We start from the raw sequence: 14773 nt of genomic DNA on the forward strand, positions 1-14773 counted from the left end.
GAACTCGTGTGACCCCTGCATCGCGTCTCGCCCTGATCGCCCATGACGAGAAGAAGGACGACCTGGTCGCTTTCGCAGCCGACCATGTCGAGTTCCTGAAGACCTGCCATATCGTCGCCACCGGCACCACCGGGCAGCGCATCCTCGCCGCCTGCCCGGGCCTCAACCTGACGCCACTGAAGAGCGGGCCGCTTGGCGGCGACCAGCAGATCGGCGCCCTGATCAGCGAGGGCAAGATCGACCAGTTGATTTTCTTCGTTGATCCGCTGACGCCGATGCCGCATGACGTCGACGTGAAGGCATTGATGCGGCTTGCCATCGTCTACGACATTCCCATGGCGTTGAACCGGGCGACGGCCGAGATCATGCTCGAGAATCAAGAGAACGGCTGAACGCCGACGCAGGGACGGAACCGGGAATGTCACATCAGAGCGACCAGGCGCAGGCTCTCCCGTTCCCGATCCTGATCGGCGACATCGGCGGCACGAATGCGCGCTTCGCCATCGTCGAGAGCGCCGACAAGGATGCCGGCGAGCCGCGCATCGTCCAGACCGCCAGCTATGCCAACATAGACGACGCCATCCTCGCCGTGCTCGACGGCGCGCCGGTCAAGCCGCGCTCGGCGGTGCTTGCCGTCGCCGGCCCGGTCGAGGGCGACGAGATCGCGCTCACCAATTGCCCCTGGGTGGTGCGTCCCAAGCAGATGTTTGCAACCATCGGGCTGACCGACATCCTGGTGCTCAACGACTTCGAGGCCCAGGCGCTCGCGGTCGTGGCGCTGGGTGACGAGCACATGGAAAAGATCGGCCCCGGCGAGCCTGAAGAGGGCGCCGGGCGCGTCGTGCTCGGGCCGGGCACAGGCCTTGGCGTCGCCGGCCTGATCCATGCCCTGGGACGCTGGATTCCGGTGCCCGGCGAAGGCGGTCACATGGATATCGGCCCGCGTTCCCAGCGCGACTTCGAGGTCTTCCCGCATCTCGAAAAGCTCGAAGGCCGCATTTCGGGCGAGCAGATCCTGTGCGGCCGCGGGCTGGTCAACACCTACCGCGCCGTCGCCCTCGCCGACGGCAAGACGCCCACGCTCACCCAGCCGGCACAGGTCACGGCGGCGGCTCTCGCCGGCAGCGATCCCATCGCCGAGGAAGCGCTGTCGCTGTTCGTCACCTGCCTCGGCCGCACCGCCGGCGACCTGGCGCTGGTGTTCAAGAGCAAGGGCGGCGTCTTCCTGACAGGCGGCATCGCCCAGAAGATCGTGCCGGCGCTGAAGCAGGGCAATTTCCGCGAGGCCTTCGAGGACAAGGCGCCGCATCGCGAACTGATGGCCTCGATGCCTGTCTATGTCATCACCCACCCGCTCGCGGCGCTTGCCGGGCTTGCGGCCTACGCCCGCACCCCCTCCTTGTTCGGCATCGAAACCGGAGACCGGCGCTGGCGCGCCTAGCCGCGGCCAAAAGGCGGTTTCCCCCGCCGACGTCATGCTCTATGAGGGGCGCAGTTTTCGCGTAGCGACAGGACTACCTGTTTGACCACAGCCCAGATGGAAAAGGCCAAGGCCTCGCGTGGCGAGATCGTCGGCGTGATCCGGCGCGTCGCCGCCGAGAATGGCCGCGCCTACGCCTGGCAATACGGGCTCGCCGCGCTGTTCCTGCTCGTCATCGCCGGCACCACGGCCTTTACCGCCTGGATCATGCGCGACGTCATCGACGAGATCTTCTACCGCCAGCGCGCCGACCTCATCGCCTTGATCTCGCTGGCGATCCTCGCATCCTTCGCGCTGCGCGGCATCGCCACCTATGGCCAGGCGGTCATACTCGCCAAGATCGGCAACAATCTCGTCGCCCGCTACCAGCGCCGCATCTTCGACCACCTGATGAAGCTCGGCATGGACTTCTTCTCGGCCCAGCGGTCGTCCCAGCTCGTCGCGCAGATCAACCAGAATGTCGGCGGCGTGCGCGACCTGCTCAACATCACCGTCACCTCGATCGCCCGCGACGCGGTTTCGCTGGTCGCCCTCGTCGGCGTCATGGTCTACCAGGATCCGGTGCTGTCGATGATCGCCTTCCTGATCGGCCCGCCGCTGGTGCTCCTCGTCGGTCATCTGATGCGGCGGCTGCGCAGGCTCAACCGCGAGGCCATCCTGGTCAATTCGAGGCTGTTCGGCGCGGTGCAGGAAGCTGTTCAGGGCGTTGCCATCGTCAAGGCCTTCACCATGGAAGACCAGCTGTCAAAGCGGATGGACGCTCTGGTCAGCGACGTCGAAGCGCGCTCCAACAAGATCGCCCGCGTTTCGGAACGGCTGTCGCCGATCTCCGAAACGCTGGCCGGCGTCGTCGTTGCCACAGTCATCGCCTATGCCGGCTACCGCTCGACCATGGGCGCACAGCCGCCCGGCGCGGTCTTTTCCTTCATCACCGCGTTGTTACTCGCCTACGACCCCGCCCGCCGCCTTGCCCGCACCCAGGTCGGGCTCGAGCGCGCGCTGGTCAATGCCCGCATGATCTACGAGATCCTCGACACTGAGCCGCGCCAGGAAGACACTCCCGATGCAGGCGCTCTCAAGGTCGGCAAGGGCGATATCCGCTTCGAAGCCGTCTCCTTCTCCTATGGGCCGGACATGCCGGTCCTGCATGAGCTGAGCTTCACCGCAGCCGGCGGCAAGACGACCGCAATCGTCGGCGCCTCGGGTGCCGGCAAGTCGACGCTGATCGCCCTGCTGCAGCGCTTCTACGACGTCGACGGCGGCCGCATCGAGATCGACGGCCAGGACATCGCCCACGTCACCAAGCGTTCGCTGCGCCAGTCGATCGCCTATGTCTCGCAGCACCCCTATTTGTTCGAAGGCACAATTGCCGACAATATCCGCTACGGCCGCGCCGGCGCCACGGACGACGAGATCCGTCTGGCGGCCGAGCAGGCCTTCGCCGACGAGTTCATCCGCCAGCAGCCCGATGGCTACGACACGCCGGTCGGCGAAAGCGGCGCCTCGCTCTCGGGCGGCCAGCGCCAGCGCATCTCCATCGCACGGGCGCTCGTCCGCAAGGCGCCGATCTTGCTGCTCGACGAGGCGACCTCGGCGCTCGACAATGAATCCGAAGCGCGGGTACAGGCGGCACTTTCGACCGTCATGCAGGGGCGCACCACCATCGTCATCGCCCATCGGCTCTCGACCGTGGTCAGCGCCGACCATATCGTCGTGCTCGATCAGGGCCGGCTGGTCGAGCAAGGCACGCATGCGGGCTTGATGACCGATCCCAACAGCGTCTATGCCCGGTTCCACAATCTGCACGACGAAGCCGGGCTCGGACTGGTGGACGATACAGGCGAGACGAAAAAAGAGGAGCCGCAGCGCGCCAGCGCTGCCGCAGGGAGCTTGCGATGAGCGACATGGGTCTGGTTGTGGTCGGCGCCGCCGGCCGGATGGGTCAGGTGCTGCTACGCACCGTACACACGATGGAGGGCGTCCGCGTCGTCGGCGCCATCGAGCGCAGCGGCTCGCCCTATCTCGGCAAGGATGCCGGCGAGCTCGCGGGCATCGGCACCATCAATGTCGCGATATCAGACGACCCGCTGGCGGCCTTCGCCAAGGCTGACGGCGTGCTCGACTTCACCGCACCGGCGGCGACCGTCGAATTCGCCGGCTATGCCGCCCAGGCGCGCATCGCCCACATCATCGGCACCACCGGCTGCGCGGCCGAAGACGATGCCAGGATCGCCGCTGCCGCGCGCCATGCCACCATCGTCAAGTCGGGCAACATGAGCCTCGGCGTCAACCTGCTCGCCGTCCTGGTCGAGAAGGCGGCGCAGGCGCTCGGGCCCGGCGACTTCGACATCGAGGTGCTGGAAATGCATCACCGCCACAAGGTCGACGCGCCTTCGGGCACGGCCCTGCTTCTCGGCGAGGCCGCAGCCGAAGGCCGCAAGATCGCGCTGGCCGAGAAGAGCGTGCGCGTGCGTGACGGCCATACCGGCGTGCGCGAGGCGGGCACCATCGGCTTTGCCACGCTGCGCGGCGGCTCGGTTGTCGGCGACCATTCCGTCATCCTCGCCGGCACCGGCGAACGCATCACCATGTCGCATCAGGCCGAGGATCGCACGATCTTCGCCCGCGGTGCGGTCAAGGCAGCGCTGTGGGCGCATGGCCGCAAGCCCGGCCTGTATTCGATGCGCGACGTGCTTGGCTTGTAGATCAATCCATCGTCCTCACCCACCTCAAGGGAGCTAAAATGTCCGGTACTCTCGTGCTCGTCCGTCACGGCCAGAGCGAATGGAACCTGAAGAACCTGTTCACCGGCTGGCGCGACGTCGACCTGACCGAGCAGGGCACCGCCGAAGCCAAGGCCGCCGGACAGAAGCTCAGGGCGCGCGGCCTGAAGTTCGACATCGCCTTCACCTCGGCGCTGATGCGCGCGCAGAAGACCTGCCAGCACATCCTCGACGCCACCGGCCAGAGCGACCTCAAGACGATCCGCAACCAGGCACTCAACGAACGCGACTACGGCGACCTCAACGGCCTCAACAAGGACGATGCCCGCGCCAAGTGGGGCGAGGAGCAGGTCCACGTCTGGCGCCGCTCCTACGACACCCCGCCGCCCGGCGGTGAGAGCCTGAAGGACACCGGCGCGCGCGTCTGGCCCTATTACATGCACGACATGCAGCCGCATGTGCTCTCCGGCGGCACGGTGCTGGTCGCTGCGCACGGCAATTCGCTGCGCGCGCTGATCATGGCGCTTGAAGGCATTTCGGGCCCGGACATCGTCAAGCTCGAACTCGGAACCGGCGTGCCGATCGTCTACAAGCTCAACGCCGATTCGACCGTCGCTTCCAAGGAAGTGCTGGCCTGAGCCGACACGGGAGCCGCCGATTCGCGGCTCCCGCCCCTTTGCCGGCTGCACCGCGCCGCCTGCCGCAACGTCATGCGGCACGCCAAACGCGACAATTCCGGCCTGTCGCAGCATTCGTCGGCAAAAGCTGAAAAAGCGCGTTGACACAGTCGCTTCGCCCGCTTACATCAGCGCCCACCAGCCCAGATGGCGGAATTGGTAGACGCGCACGGTTCAGGTCCGTGTGCCGCGAGGCGTGGAGGTTCGAGTCCTCTTCTGGGCACCATCATCCGGACTACCAACCGGATGAACCAGTCGGTCGATGCGTCGACCGACAATGATCTTTCCTTCACAATCGCTCTGCCGCGCCGGGCCGCTCGGCTAGTCGACACACCCTCTGGGGTGTCTAGAACCTGGAGCCGTGCCGCAGATGAGCGGCCCCATGGGCAGGTATAGGCCAGTTGCAGGCCGGCATCATCTCAATACGCCTAGTACTACATACCGCGCGCCAAGTTGGCATCCGGCCATTATTTGTTTTGTTACCAATTCAACTTACCGTTGCTACCGAATAGTTGGGGGAGTAGCGCGGTGGCCGATCCAAAATACCTGTCCGGGCAGCGCCAGGTCGCGCTTTCGGTGGTGGTGCCCTGTTACAATGAAATCGACGGCATTGGAGAGCTCTACAGGCGCGTTTCCGCATCCTGCCAGGCACAGGCAGGCCAGTCCTATGAGATCGTACTCGTCAACGACGGGTCGACCGACGGCACCCGTGACGCGATCTTCAACTTGGCGGCACGTGACAGTCACATCGTCGGGATAGACCTTGCCCGCAACTATGGCCACCAGATCGCGCTCAGCGCCGGCCTGGAATTCTGCTGCGGCAGGCGCATCCTCATCCTCGACGCCGATCTCCAGGATCCGCCGGAACTGCTCGGCGGGTTGATGGCTAAGATGGACGAGGGCTTCGACGTCGTCTACGGCCAGCGCCAGGTGCGCGAGGGCGAGGGCTGGTTCAAGCTCGCCACTGCCTCGATCTTCTATCGATTGCTGCGCCGGATGGTCGATGTCGACATCGCCGCCGATACTGGCGATTTCCGGCTGATGAGCCGCCGCGCGCTCGATCACCTCAATGCGATGCCCGAGCGCTACCGCTTCATCCGCGGCATGGTGAGCTGGATCGGGCTGAAACAGGTCGCCTTCCCCTACCAGCGCCAACGCCGCTTTGCCGGCACCACCCATTACCCGCTGCGCAAGATGATCCTGCTGGCAGTCGACGCCATGACGAGCTTTTCCGTCGCACCCCTGCGCTTTGCGTCGCATCTGGGCATGGCCTTCGGCGTGCTCGGCCTGCTCACGCTCGGCCACACCCTCTATTCGTGGTTGATGGGCAGCGTCCTGCCCGGCTGGACCAGCCTTGCTGCCATCGTGCTCATCCTCGGCAGCGTGCAACTGCTGGTGCTCGGCATCTTCGGCGAGTATCTCGGCCGGATGTACATGGAGACGAAGCGGCGGCCGCTCTACATCGTCAACGAGGTCATCTCGGGCGAAGTCGCCGATGAACAGGACGTGGGCGCTCGCAATCTTCAACAACTGGTCAAGGAAGCGCTCCGTGCCTGAGACCGGCCGGCACGCCGCCACAGATCTTCTTTTCGGAGCGCAGCATAGTGTCCACCCGATCGAAACCGCTGTTTGAACTGCAGCGTGTCCTCAGATACGGGGCCGTTGGTCTGCTGAACACGGCACTCGGCTTCGGCATCATATTGGCATTGCTGAAGCTTGGCTTCGGCGATTTCATGGCGAATGTCACTGGCTTCGCAGCAGGTCTGCTTCTGAGCTTCGTCCTCAACAGCCTTTGGACATTCGATCGGACGGCCGGATATCAGCCGGGTGTGGTGTGGAGATATGCGATCAGCTTTGCCATCGCCTATGCGGCGAACCTTGCCGTCGTGATGGCGGCACGGGCTGGTGGCATCGTCGACAACCCATTGACCCACCTCGCCGGCATCGGCGTCTATTCGATCACCTTCTACCTCGGATCCGCACATTTCGTGTTCGTTCCACGCTCGGGATTACAGAGCAAGGAACGCAGAGACTACACGCTCTCGACAGAGCGTTGGCCTGAAGCAGCCATCTTCCTGGGCTTGTTGGCTGCTTATCTGATACTCCGGAACATCGCAGTTTCCCTCGACGTGGTATGGCAGATGTGGATCGCCCGCCAAATGCTTGGCGGCGCCGTGCTGTACAGGGATATCCTGGAACTGAACCCACCTCTGTGGTTCTGGATGGCCATTCCAGTGGAATGGATCGCGCAGGCACTCGACATCCCGTCGGTGCAGGCCATTGTCGCGGCGGTGTTTCTCCTCATTGCGGCTGCACTTGCGTTGTTGTCCATCCTCCTGACGGACACTTCCCCCGCGACGCGCGCAACTCTGCTTGTCACCGCATTTCTTGCACTGGTCATAATTCCCATTCAGGAATTTGCACAACGCGAGCACTTGGCAGCTATCGGCGCCATCCCCTACCTGGCTTTGATTGCTAGGCGCGCCGACAACCTCCCCACGGACTGGAAGGTTGCTGCCGCTACCGGACTGTTGGCGGCATCTGGCTTTGCCTTGAAACACTATTTCGTGCTGGTGCCGCTGCTGCTCGAGCTCTGGCTCATCTACAGGCTGCGGCGAAACTGGACGCCCGTTCGTGCCGAAACCGTGATTCTGTCGGCCGGCGCCGCCAGCTATGGTGTCGCCGTCGTCCTGCTTGCGCCGGATTTCCTGACGACCATGGTGCCGATGGTGAGCATCGCCTATGACGGCTATGAGGTATCTTTTCTCAAGCAGTTCCTGCGGCCGTTCATAGCCGTCTGGGCGCTGTCGGGCATTGTGTTGTGGCAGCAAAGGAGCACGCTGCCTTCGCTGACATTCGCTTCCGCGCTGGCTGCGCTGGCCTTCAGCTTCGCCTATTTCGCGCAGCAGAAAGGCTGGCGGTACCATTCGGTTCCGACGACTGCGCTGTTGTTCTTCGCCGTCGCCCCTCTCTGGCAGAGGCACCGCTGGAGGAGTGTTACGCTTCCTGCAAACGCCGCTCTCGTCGTCTGCACCCTCCTCCCCTTGATCGTCAGCCTCGCCGCCGGTCCCTACAAGAATGTCACCGAGGCCACCGTTCGTGACCTGCTGCGCGACAGCAGGCCCGGAACGGCAACAATGATGCTGACGGCACATCCGACCAACTTCTGGCCCACGGTGGAGAAGGCCGGACTCAAATGGCCATCGCGCTATTTCGCCTTCTGGATGGTGCTTGCCATGTCCGAACACGAAAAAAAATACGGCAGCCTGACGCCGGAACTCGCCGCCCTGGCAAACGACATTCGGCGCCAGACCGTCGAGGACCTTCGGTGCAATGTGCCTGATATCATCTTGGTGGACGACTTCCGCCTGTCGAAATCTCCCGGCTTCGACATCCTGGAATTCTTCAGGGAGGACAAGGACTTCGAGCGCCTTTTCGCCAACTACTCCCTGGACAGGAAAAGCGTCATCTACACGTCTTACAAGAAGGCTGCTGATTGGCAGCCGGAGCGTCCGGTGGGCTGCCGAACCATCTATTAGCCATGCAATCGGCTTTTTCGCCCCGGCCTAAATACAGGCCTTGAGCCATCCCGATCGAGCGCCACGCGCATTTGGCACTGGCCTGCTACCCGCAGTCTCTCCCTCGATCATCGTCCGAATGGTCGGCTTCCAGCCGGCCCATGGTCGGTGATAATATCAGGTTGCGCTAATACGTTCGCACAACCTGTTGAGGAGCACGCCGATGCTGCGCTTTGCCCTTTTCGCCGGTGCCCTGGCCCTTGCTGCCGGTACTGCAGCCAGGGCTGAAGACAAACCCCAAGCCGCGCCGAGCGTGCTCGAAGGCGTCACCGTCGCGGAACTCCAGGAGATCATGACCAAGGCCGGATATCAGGCCAAGGTCGGCACCGACAGCGACAACCTGCCGGTCATCGATTCCAAGGCCTCAGGCATGAATTTCTGGGTCTATTTCTACAATTGCGAGGGCGAACCGCAGAAATGTCGGCGGGTGCAGTTCCAGAGCAGCTTCAAGACCGACAAGGCGATGCAGGACAAAGCGCTCGAATGGAACAACAAGAAGGTCGCCGGCCGCGCCTCCAACGAAAAGGACAATACCTATTTCGACTATCTGATCGATTGCGGCGGCGGCGTCTCGTCCGGCAACCTGTCGCAAAACCTCGAGCGTTTCGACACGCTGATGGCAGAGTTCACCGCCTATATCGGCTGGCGCTGAACAGCGCGGCCTCCAGTCTCGCGAACTCATGCAAAGGGCACCCATCGGCCCCCTTTGCATGAGTAAGCTTCGGCCCCTTGTCAGTTACGGGGCCTTCGCGCGTCGAGCTGCCTTGCTCAAGCCTCGAGGTTGCGGTTGCGGTCCTGCCAGAGTTCCAGAACTGCCAGCACCGCCACTGCGATGCCGAGGCCGACATGCCAGTTGCGCAGCACGCCGCCATATCCGAAGACGAAGGGCTGCACCACCATCCAGACGCCGCAGAACAGCGACAGGATTTCCTCCCAGCGCCGCAGGAAGATTTGCTCCAGTCCGGAAAGCACGACGATCGCGGCGCCGACGAGTGCGGTCACCGCCATCATGGTCGGCATGCCGGTTTCGCCGAACCACATCGGCGACACGATGATCGCGGCGCCGAGGATCATCGAAGCGATGTCCTCCCAGCGCCGATGTTGCGACAGTCCCAGGGGACCCATTACATTGAGCGTTGCCATGATCAAAATCCTCTCAGGCTACATTTGAGTTCTGCTCAAACGCCCGTGAGGACCAAGTGCGTGGTTGTCGAACTCCTCAGTCGGGCGTTCTTCGCACTGGCGCCATTATCTCAAAAAAGTGCAACAAGTTCAATGGATCCGGTTCCGGCGGACGATCACACTGGCGACATCGAAGCTACTCGCCGGTCACCTTCGCATAGAGCCGCGACCGCGACCCGAGCAAGCCGAGTATCCGGCCGGCCGACCAACCGGACGCACGCGCCAGGGCAAGCACCCCAGGGCCACCGCGGATCGGCACCGCAAGTGCGGTGGCGGCAGTGGCAAGCAGCCTGTAGGCGAGCAGCGGCACAAGCGATGCTGCCCTCCTGTCGCCGCCCCTTCGCTTGCGGGTGAACGACGCCAGCGATTGATCGCGGGCGCGCCTGAACTGATAGGAAAAGGTCAGGCGTGAAGGCGGCATCGTTTCGTAGACCATGGCCCGGTCAGCCCAGGATTTCGTCAGTCCAAGGCGCGTGACCTCGTGGTCGAATGCCGCGTCGCTGCCTCCCGACATCGGATCGCGCTCGTCGAACCGCAGCCTGTGGACCACAAACAGATCGCGGTGTGCGAGCCAGTTGTTGGTCACGACGGTGATCCGATCCGCCCTGCCCGCCGCGTTCTGGCACCGGGCAACGACCGCCTTGTGGCGGAACCGCTGCTGGACGCCGCGCATGATCGCCTTGCGCCACCGCGACAGCGGAACCGCGGGCGGCTGCGCCTCCACCGGGCCGCCGATGAGCAGCGCCTTGCTGCGGCGATGTTCGGCGACAAGCTCGACAAGCCAATCCTTGGCAACGCGCTCGTCGTCGTCGACGAAGGCGACAAGATCGGCCCCGGTTTCGAGCGCATGCGCGACCGCACGATTGCGCGCGAAAGGAATGCCGATGGACGGCTCGAGCCGATAGTCGAGGTTCAGGCCCCCGGCAGCGCCAAGCACGATATCGCGACAATCGGGCTGAGCCGCATTCTCGACCACGACGAAGCTGACGTCGGTGAGGGGAGGCATCTCACAAGCAGACCATGAGGCGAGAAGCTGCTTGAGCATGACTGGTCGTTGCCGGGTGATGGCAGCAACACACAGCCGCAGACGCGGCATCGAATTCGAGGACATGGCCCTTGCTCCGCATTCGGATTTGCGTCGCCAGGGCAGCGGCAACAGGTCTCAAGTGCGGGGGCGGCTCCCGTTTCCCACAATCATACGTCCATTGCAAGTAGAAATTTTTATGCGATACAACCCGATTTAATCAGGCAGGCTTGAGTGGCCGAAGCAAACCGCGCGAGTGTTCCATGAGACCGATCCTGTCCTATTGCATCCCCGTCCAGGACCGGGCGGCCGACCTCAGGCTGACGCTGCGGCAAAATCTCGACCAGAACCGCCAGTTCGAAACGCTGGTGGAATTCGTCGTCGCCAATTTCGACACGGACGACGAACTGGATTGCTGGCTGCGCGAGACCTTTGTCGCGGAAATCGCGTCCGGGTACCTGAAGCCGAGGCGGGTCGGGCACCTGGATCCATGGCATTTCGGCCGGGCCAAAAACGTGTTCCGCGACCATATCGAGGGCGCGATCTATTCCAGCCTTGACGCCGACAACTTCGTCTCGCCGGCAGAGACGAAGCAAATCCTGGACCTGCATGCCGAGCATGGCCGCAAGATGCTGATCCATCATTTCAGCGGCAACTGGGGCGACGGCACCTGCGGCAGGGTCACGCTGCCGGCCGATCTTTATCGTTCCGTTGGATATGACGAAAGGGCGTTGCCGCGCCAGTTCGACGAGATGGACCTCATCCTCTCCGCGCTGCGGGCCGACCGCGACCTCACCTACATCTCGCATTTCCCCGGCGGCGCGCTGCAGAAGTCGAAGGCCACTGCCAACTTCATGCTCGGCGAAGGTATCACAGTGAAAAACCTTGTGGTCGACGACTTGCGCACCACCAAGCCGCTCAACCCAAGGAACAAGGGCTATGCCGACGACTGCGGGCTTCTCGGCGCCATGCAACACTTCAACCGCGCATCAAGTTTTGCCAGGAATGCCAGCAAGGCCGACAACAAGGAGCGCTATTTTGCCGAAGCGATGCAGGCGGTGCACGTAGCCATCGCCGCACAAGGTCCGGCAGAGGCCTTGCGGTGCTTTTTCGAGGAGCCGAGCCGGCCCCTTCCCCAACTCGACGACGGCAAGGTGCCGGTCTTTGCCTGCGTGAAGGACGACACGTTCGTGCTCGAGGAGTGGTACAGGCATTACAGCCGCATCGGCTGCGGACCGTTCTTCATCATCGACGACCGCTCGGCGGTGCCGGTGGCCGAAACCCTGCCCTATCGCGACGTCCTTACCCTGGCGCCGAGGGTGGGCCACTATCGAACCTGCAAGAACGCGTGGCTGATGGCCGCCATGAAGGCCGTGCTGCCGCAAGGTCGATGGGCACTCACCATCGACGCCGACGAATTCGTCGATGTCCCGTCTGCGCTCGGCGGCACCATGGGCGACGTGGTCTTGGCCGCATCGGCCGCCGGCCGGTCCTGGGTGCCGGGTGTGCTCGTCGACATGCTGCCGGCAGCTTCGAGCCTGGCCAACGGCCCGGCACATGCCTCATTCCTGCATGAGTTCGATCGCCATCTGCTCGATGGAAGGGGCGACAGCACCGCCTACCGCGCCAACAAGTCGGTGCGCTGGGCCTTCGGCAAACGATGGCGCGCGAGCTATTGCATCGATGCGCGCTATCGCATCGCCGGCACGGTGGACGTGCTGCGCAAGGTTCCGCTGGTGAGGTACCGCCAGGACATCAAGGTCCATCACGGCTTCCACGATCTCGGCTACTCCGACCAGCCGAGGGTTCGCTCCGACGCCTGGCGCAGCCCGCTGCTGCTGCCGATGCGCCACTACAAGCTGGTGAAGCTTTTCGATGCGGCAGAGCGCCGGCGCATGGCCGAGCACGTGCAATTGTCCTTCGTCCACGACCGCAAGACGACCGCCAACCTGCGCACGCTCGTCGCCGGAGACCGGTCGACGGCCTGGGAGAAGCTCCAGGCGCTCGATACCGTCGAATACGACCCAAACCTGTTCTCCGACCCGGAATTCTTCCGTGCGGTGCCGGGCATGACAAGCGCAATGGGCTGTTTCCTGCGGCGGGGTATCAGGGCGATGCGCGGCACAGGCGAGGCACGACGCACAAAATAGATCACGGCGGCCACCCGCCGGAACCGGTTCCAGGGCACGGGGCAATCCGCCCGATTTGCCGCGCGACGGGCCCGCACAATCCTACTTGAATCATTCGAACCTGTTTCTGGTCGTTATCGATCTTTCCTTTGGCTGGCATCTATCTGCCAAGTATACCCAACCAATAATCGCCACGCTCTACATGAGCGGGGACTCAGGCACATCTGAAGCTCACCTCTGCGCGGCATCGGCTTTTGTGAATAAATTCCTTACAGATTCAAAGAATCCGCCTGACAAACTGTTACCTTGAGACTCCAAACGTGTGCGGCCGCCACGGAACCGCCCGAAGCTTGCCCCATTCGCTGCCACATTTGGGTTGAAACCGCTCCGTGTGTGCATCAACGGAGCATTAACCAGAAGATGAAGAAGAGCGCCAAGCCCGCGATCGCGGCGGCCACCCTCGCCGCCGGCATGATGATTGCCTTCACCGGTACCGCCTCGGCCCAATGCGGCAAGGCTTCCTGGTACGCGCTGACCTCGAAGACCGCTTCGGGCGAACGCATGAATCCATCGGCCATGACCGCAGCGCACCGTTCGCTTCCCTTCGGCACCAAGATCCGGGTGACCAACCAGAAGAACGGCAAGAGCGTGGTCGTGCGCATCAACGATCGCGGCCCGTTTGCCAAGGGACGCGTGCTCGACCTTTCCAAGGGTGCGGCCCAGCAGATCGGCTTCATCCGCTCGGGCCACACATCTGTCTGCATGCAGCGCACCTGACATTTGCGCGCCGAAGGCGCGGCACTTCGCGAACTAGCCGATGCGCCGCGCGGCTGTCTCGGCCATCGCCTCGACGAGGCTGAGGTGCCATTCGGCCCGGCAATAGGCTCGGAAATCGAAGCAGGGCAGTCCGGGACAGACCTCGAACTCGATCAGGTGCACCGTGTCGTCGGCCTCGACGCGGAAATCGAGCGAGAAGACATCGCGCAGGCCGAGCCCCGCCATCAGCCGGGCCGCAATCCGACGGATCGTCGCCGCAGCAACCGGCTGAACCGATCCCACATGAACCAGCTCCGGCTCGCTGTAGCTTCCGTCGGCCTTGGCCGCAGTGCCGGTGTCGCCATACAGCGCCATGCTGTCGGCCATGGTCTGGAAATCGCCGCCTGAATCGACAAAGACGATGCCCAACGCCTCGGGCCCGGCATTGGGGTCGACGGCCAGAAAGCTCGCACGCACATTGCGGCCCGCGACATAGGGCTGGACGATGACGTCGTCGCGATAGACGTCGAACACCCGGCGCCCGAGCGCCAGCGTATCACCGGCCTTGCCGATGCGCGAATCCGCCCAGATGCCTATCTTGGCGCCGAGCCGGTTCGGCTTGACGAAATACCCCGTCGACGACGCTGGCGGCTCGACCAGCCACTTGTCGCCACGCGCCAGCCCCGCAGCTGGCACCGGCAAGCCGAGCGCGGCGAGAACGGCACCTGCGCGGAACTTGTCCTGACACAGCGCAAACAGGCTGTCGTCGGCGCCGATGGTGCGCAGGCCATTCAGCCTTGCCAGCGCCGGCGCCGCGCCGCCACGGAAATAGGCGATGCCGTCGGTCAGCGTCCACACCAGGCTGTTTCGGCGGTCGCACTGCGCCAGCACATCGGCCGCGTCGTCGAGCTCAACGGCGCGGAAATCGAGGCCGCGCATCGCGCAGGCATTGGCAAGTGCTTCGAACTCGGGCGCCAGGTCGGTCGATTGCGCCAGATAGGAGGAAATCTCCGTTGCCGCCTGGGCCGGAAACCCATCGGCCAGCAGCCGGTCGAAGCAGGCGCGCTCCGGCTCATGGACGAGAATGAGCGTCGGTCTTGTTCCGGTCATCGGGCACGCTTCCTGCTGTCATGCGGCGAAGCAATGATGCCGCGCCGGCTGTCGACAATGGCATCCCCGAAGCACCCGACATGCCGGAAAACCGACCTGTTGCCGCCGTCCGGG

The 14773-nt window shown here is 63.7% G+C and carries 13 protein-coding genes and 1 tRNA gene; 11 read left to right on the forward strand and 3 right to left on the reverse strand.

Annotation, left to right across the window (positions count from 1 at the left end; all coding sequences use genetic code 11):
* The first annotated feature begins 8 nt into the window (after positions 1-8).
* The 9 genes from O1Y97_RS03340 to O1Y97_RS03380 all read left to right on the forward strand — a co-directional run bounded on the left by O1Y97_RS03340 (position 9) and on the right by O1Y97_RS03380 (position 9110).
* Positions 9-392, forward strand: a complete 384-nt coding sequence (locus O1Y97_RS03340) for a methylglyoxal synthase (RefSeq protein ID WP_108606039.1) — start codon at positions 9-11, stop codon at positions 390-392.
* Positions 393-418: 26 nt separating this feature from the next.
* Complete coding sequence (locus tag O1Y97_RS03345) at positions 419-1441, forward strand: glucokinase (RefSeq protein WP_318763089.1); 1023 nt, start codon at positions 419-421, stop codon at positions 1439-1441.
* Positions 1442-1537: 96 nt separating this feature from the next.
* On the forward strand, positions 1538-3379 hold the full coding sequence (locus O1Y97_RS03350) for an ABC transporter ATP-binding protein (RefSeq protein ID WP_318764140.1): 1842 nt from the start codon (positions 1538-1540) through the stop codon (positions 3377-3379).
* The gene (gene dapB, locus O1Y97_RS03355; protein ID WP_183263270.1) at positions 3376-4185 is read left to right on the forward strand and encodes a 4-hydroxy-tetrahydrodipicolinate reductase; all 810 of its coding nucleotides are present in this window, start codon (positions 3376-3378) and stop codon (positions 4183-4185) included. The genes O1Y97_RS03350 and dapB overlap by 4 nt, the downstream gene beginning before the upstream one ends.
* Before the next feature lie 38 nt (positions 4186-4223).
* The gene (locus tag O1Y97_RS03360; RefSeq protein WP_108606043.1) at positions 4224-4841 is read left to right on the forward strand and encodes a 2,3-bisphosphoglycerate-dependent phosphoglycerate mutase; all 618 of its coding nucleotides are present in this window, start codon (positions 4224-4226) and stop codon (positions 4839-4841) included.
* 180 nt (positions 4842-5021) lie between these two features.
* Positions 5022-5106: transfer RNA gene (locus O1Y97_RS03365), tRNA-Leu, on the forward strand.
* A gap of 302 nt (positions 5107-5408) precedes the next feature.
* Positions 5409-6437 carry a glycosyltransferase family 2 protein gene (locus O1Y97_RS03370; protein WP_318763090.1) on the forward strand — a complete coding sequence of 343 codons (1029 nt, stop codon included), beginning with the start codon at positions 5409-5411 and terminating at the stop codon, positions 6435-6437.
* A gap of 47 nt (positions 6438-6484) precedes the next feature.
* The gene (locus O1Y97_RS03375) at positions 6485-8419 is read left to right on the forward strand and encodes a GtrA family protein (RefSeq protein ID WP_318763091.1); all 1935 of its coding nucleotides are present in this window, start codon (positions 6485-6487) and stop codon (positions 8417-8419) included.
* Positions 8420-8621: 202 nt separating this feature from the next.
* A complete protein-coding gene (locus O1Y97_RS03380) occupies positions 8622-9110 on the forward strand; it encodes a YbjN domain-containing protein (RefSeq protein WP_108606046.1) in 489 nt (162 codons plus the stop codon).
* 116 nt (positions 9111-9226) lie between these two features.
* On the opposite strand, the gene O1Y97_RS03385 is transcribed toward O1Y97_RS03380, so the two are convergent.
* Entirely contained in the window at positions 9227-9601 is a 375-nt protein-coding gene (locus tag O1Y97_RS03385) for an SPW repeat domain-containing protein (RefSeq protein WP_183263272.1), read from the reverse strand.
* A 175-nt stretch (positions 9602-9776) separates the two neighbouring features.
* On the reverse strand, positions 9777-10751 hold the full coding sequence (locus O1Y97_RS03390; RefSeq protein ID WP_318763092.1) for a glycosyltransferase family 2 protein: 975 nt from the start codon (positions 10749-10751) through the stop codon (positions 9777-9779).
* A gap of 176 nt (positions 10752-10927) precedes the next feature.
* Here O1Y97_RS03390 and O1Y97_RS03395 point away from each other — a divergent pair, with 176 nt between their 5' ends.
* On the forward strand, positions 10928-12814 hold the full coding sequence (locus O1Y97_RS03395) for a glycosyltransferase family 2 protein (RefSeq protein WP_318763093.1): 1887 nt from the start codon (positions 10928-10930) through the stop codon (positions 12812-12814).
* Positions 12815-13213: 399 nt separating this feature from the next.
* A complete protein-coding gene (locus O1Y97_RS03400) occupies positions 13214-13570 on the forward strand; it encodes a septal ring lytic transglycosylase RlpA family protein (RefSeq protein ID WP_108606050.1) in 357 nt (118 codons plus the stop codon).
* Positions 13571-13603: 33 nt separating this feature from the next.
* On the opposite strand, the gene O1Y97_RS03405 is transcribed toward O1Y97_RS03400, so the two are convergent.
* The gene (locus O1Y97_RS03405; RefSeq protein ID WP_318763094.1) at positions 13604-14659 is read right to left on the reverse strand and encodes a D-alanine--D-alanine ligase family protein; all 1056 of its coding nucleotides are present in this window, start codon (positions 14657-14659) and stop codon (positions 13604-13606) included.
* Between the last annotated feature and the right edge of the window lie 114 nt (positions 14660-14773).

This window comes from Aminobacter niigataensis (assembly GCF_946995915.1).
Classification (GTDB): domain Bacteria; phylum Pseudomonadota; class Alphaproteobacteria; order Rhizobiales; family Rhizobiaceae; genus Aminobacter; species Aminobacter niigataensis.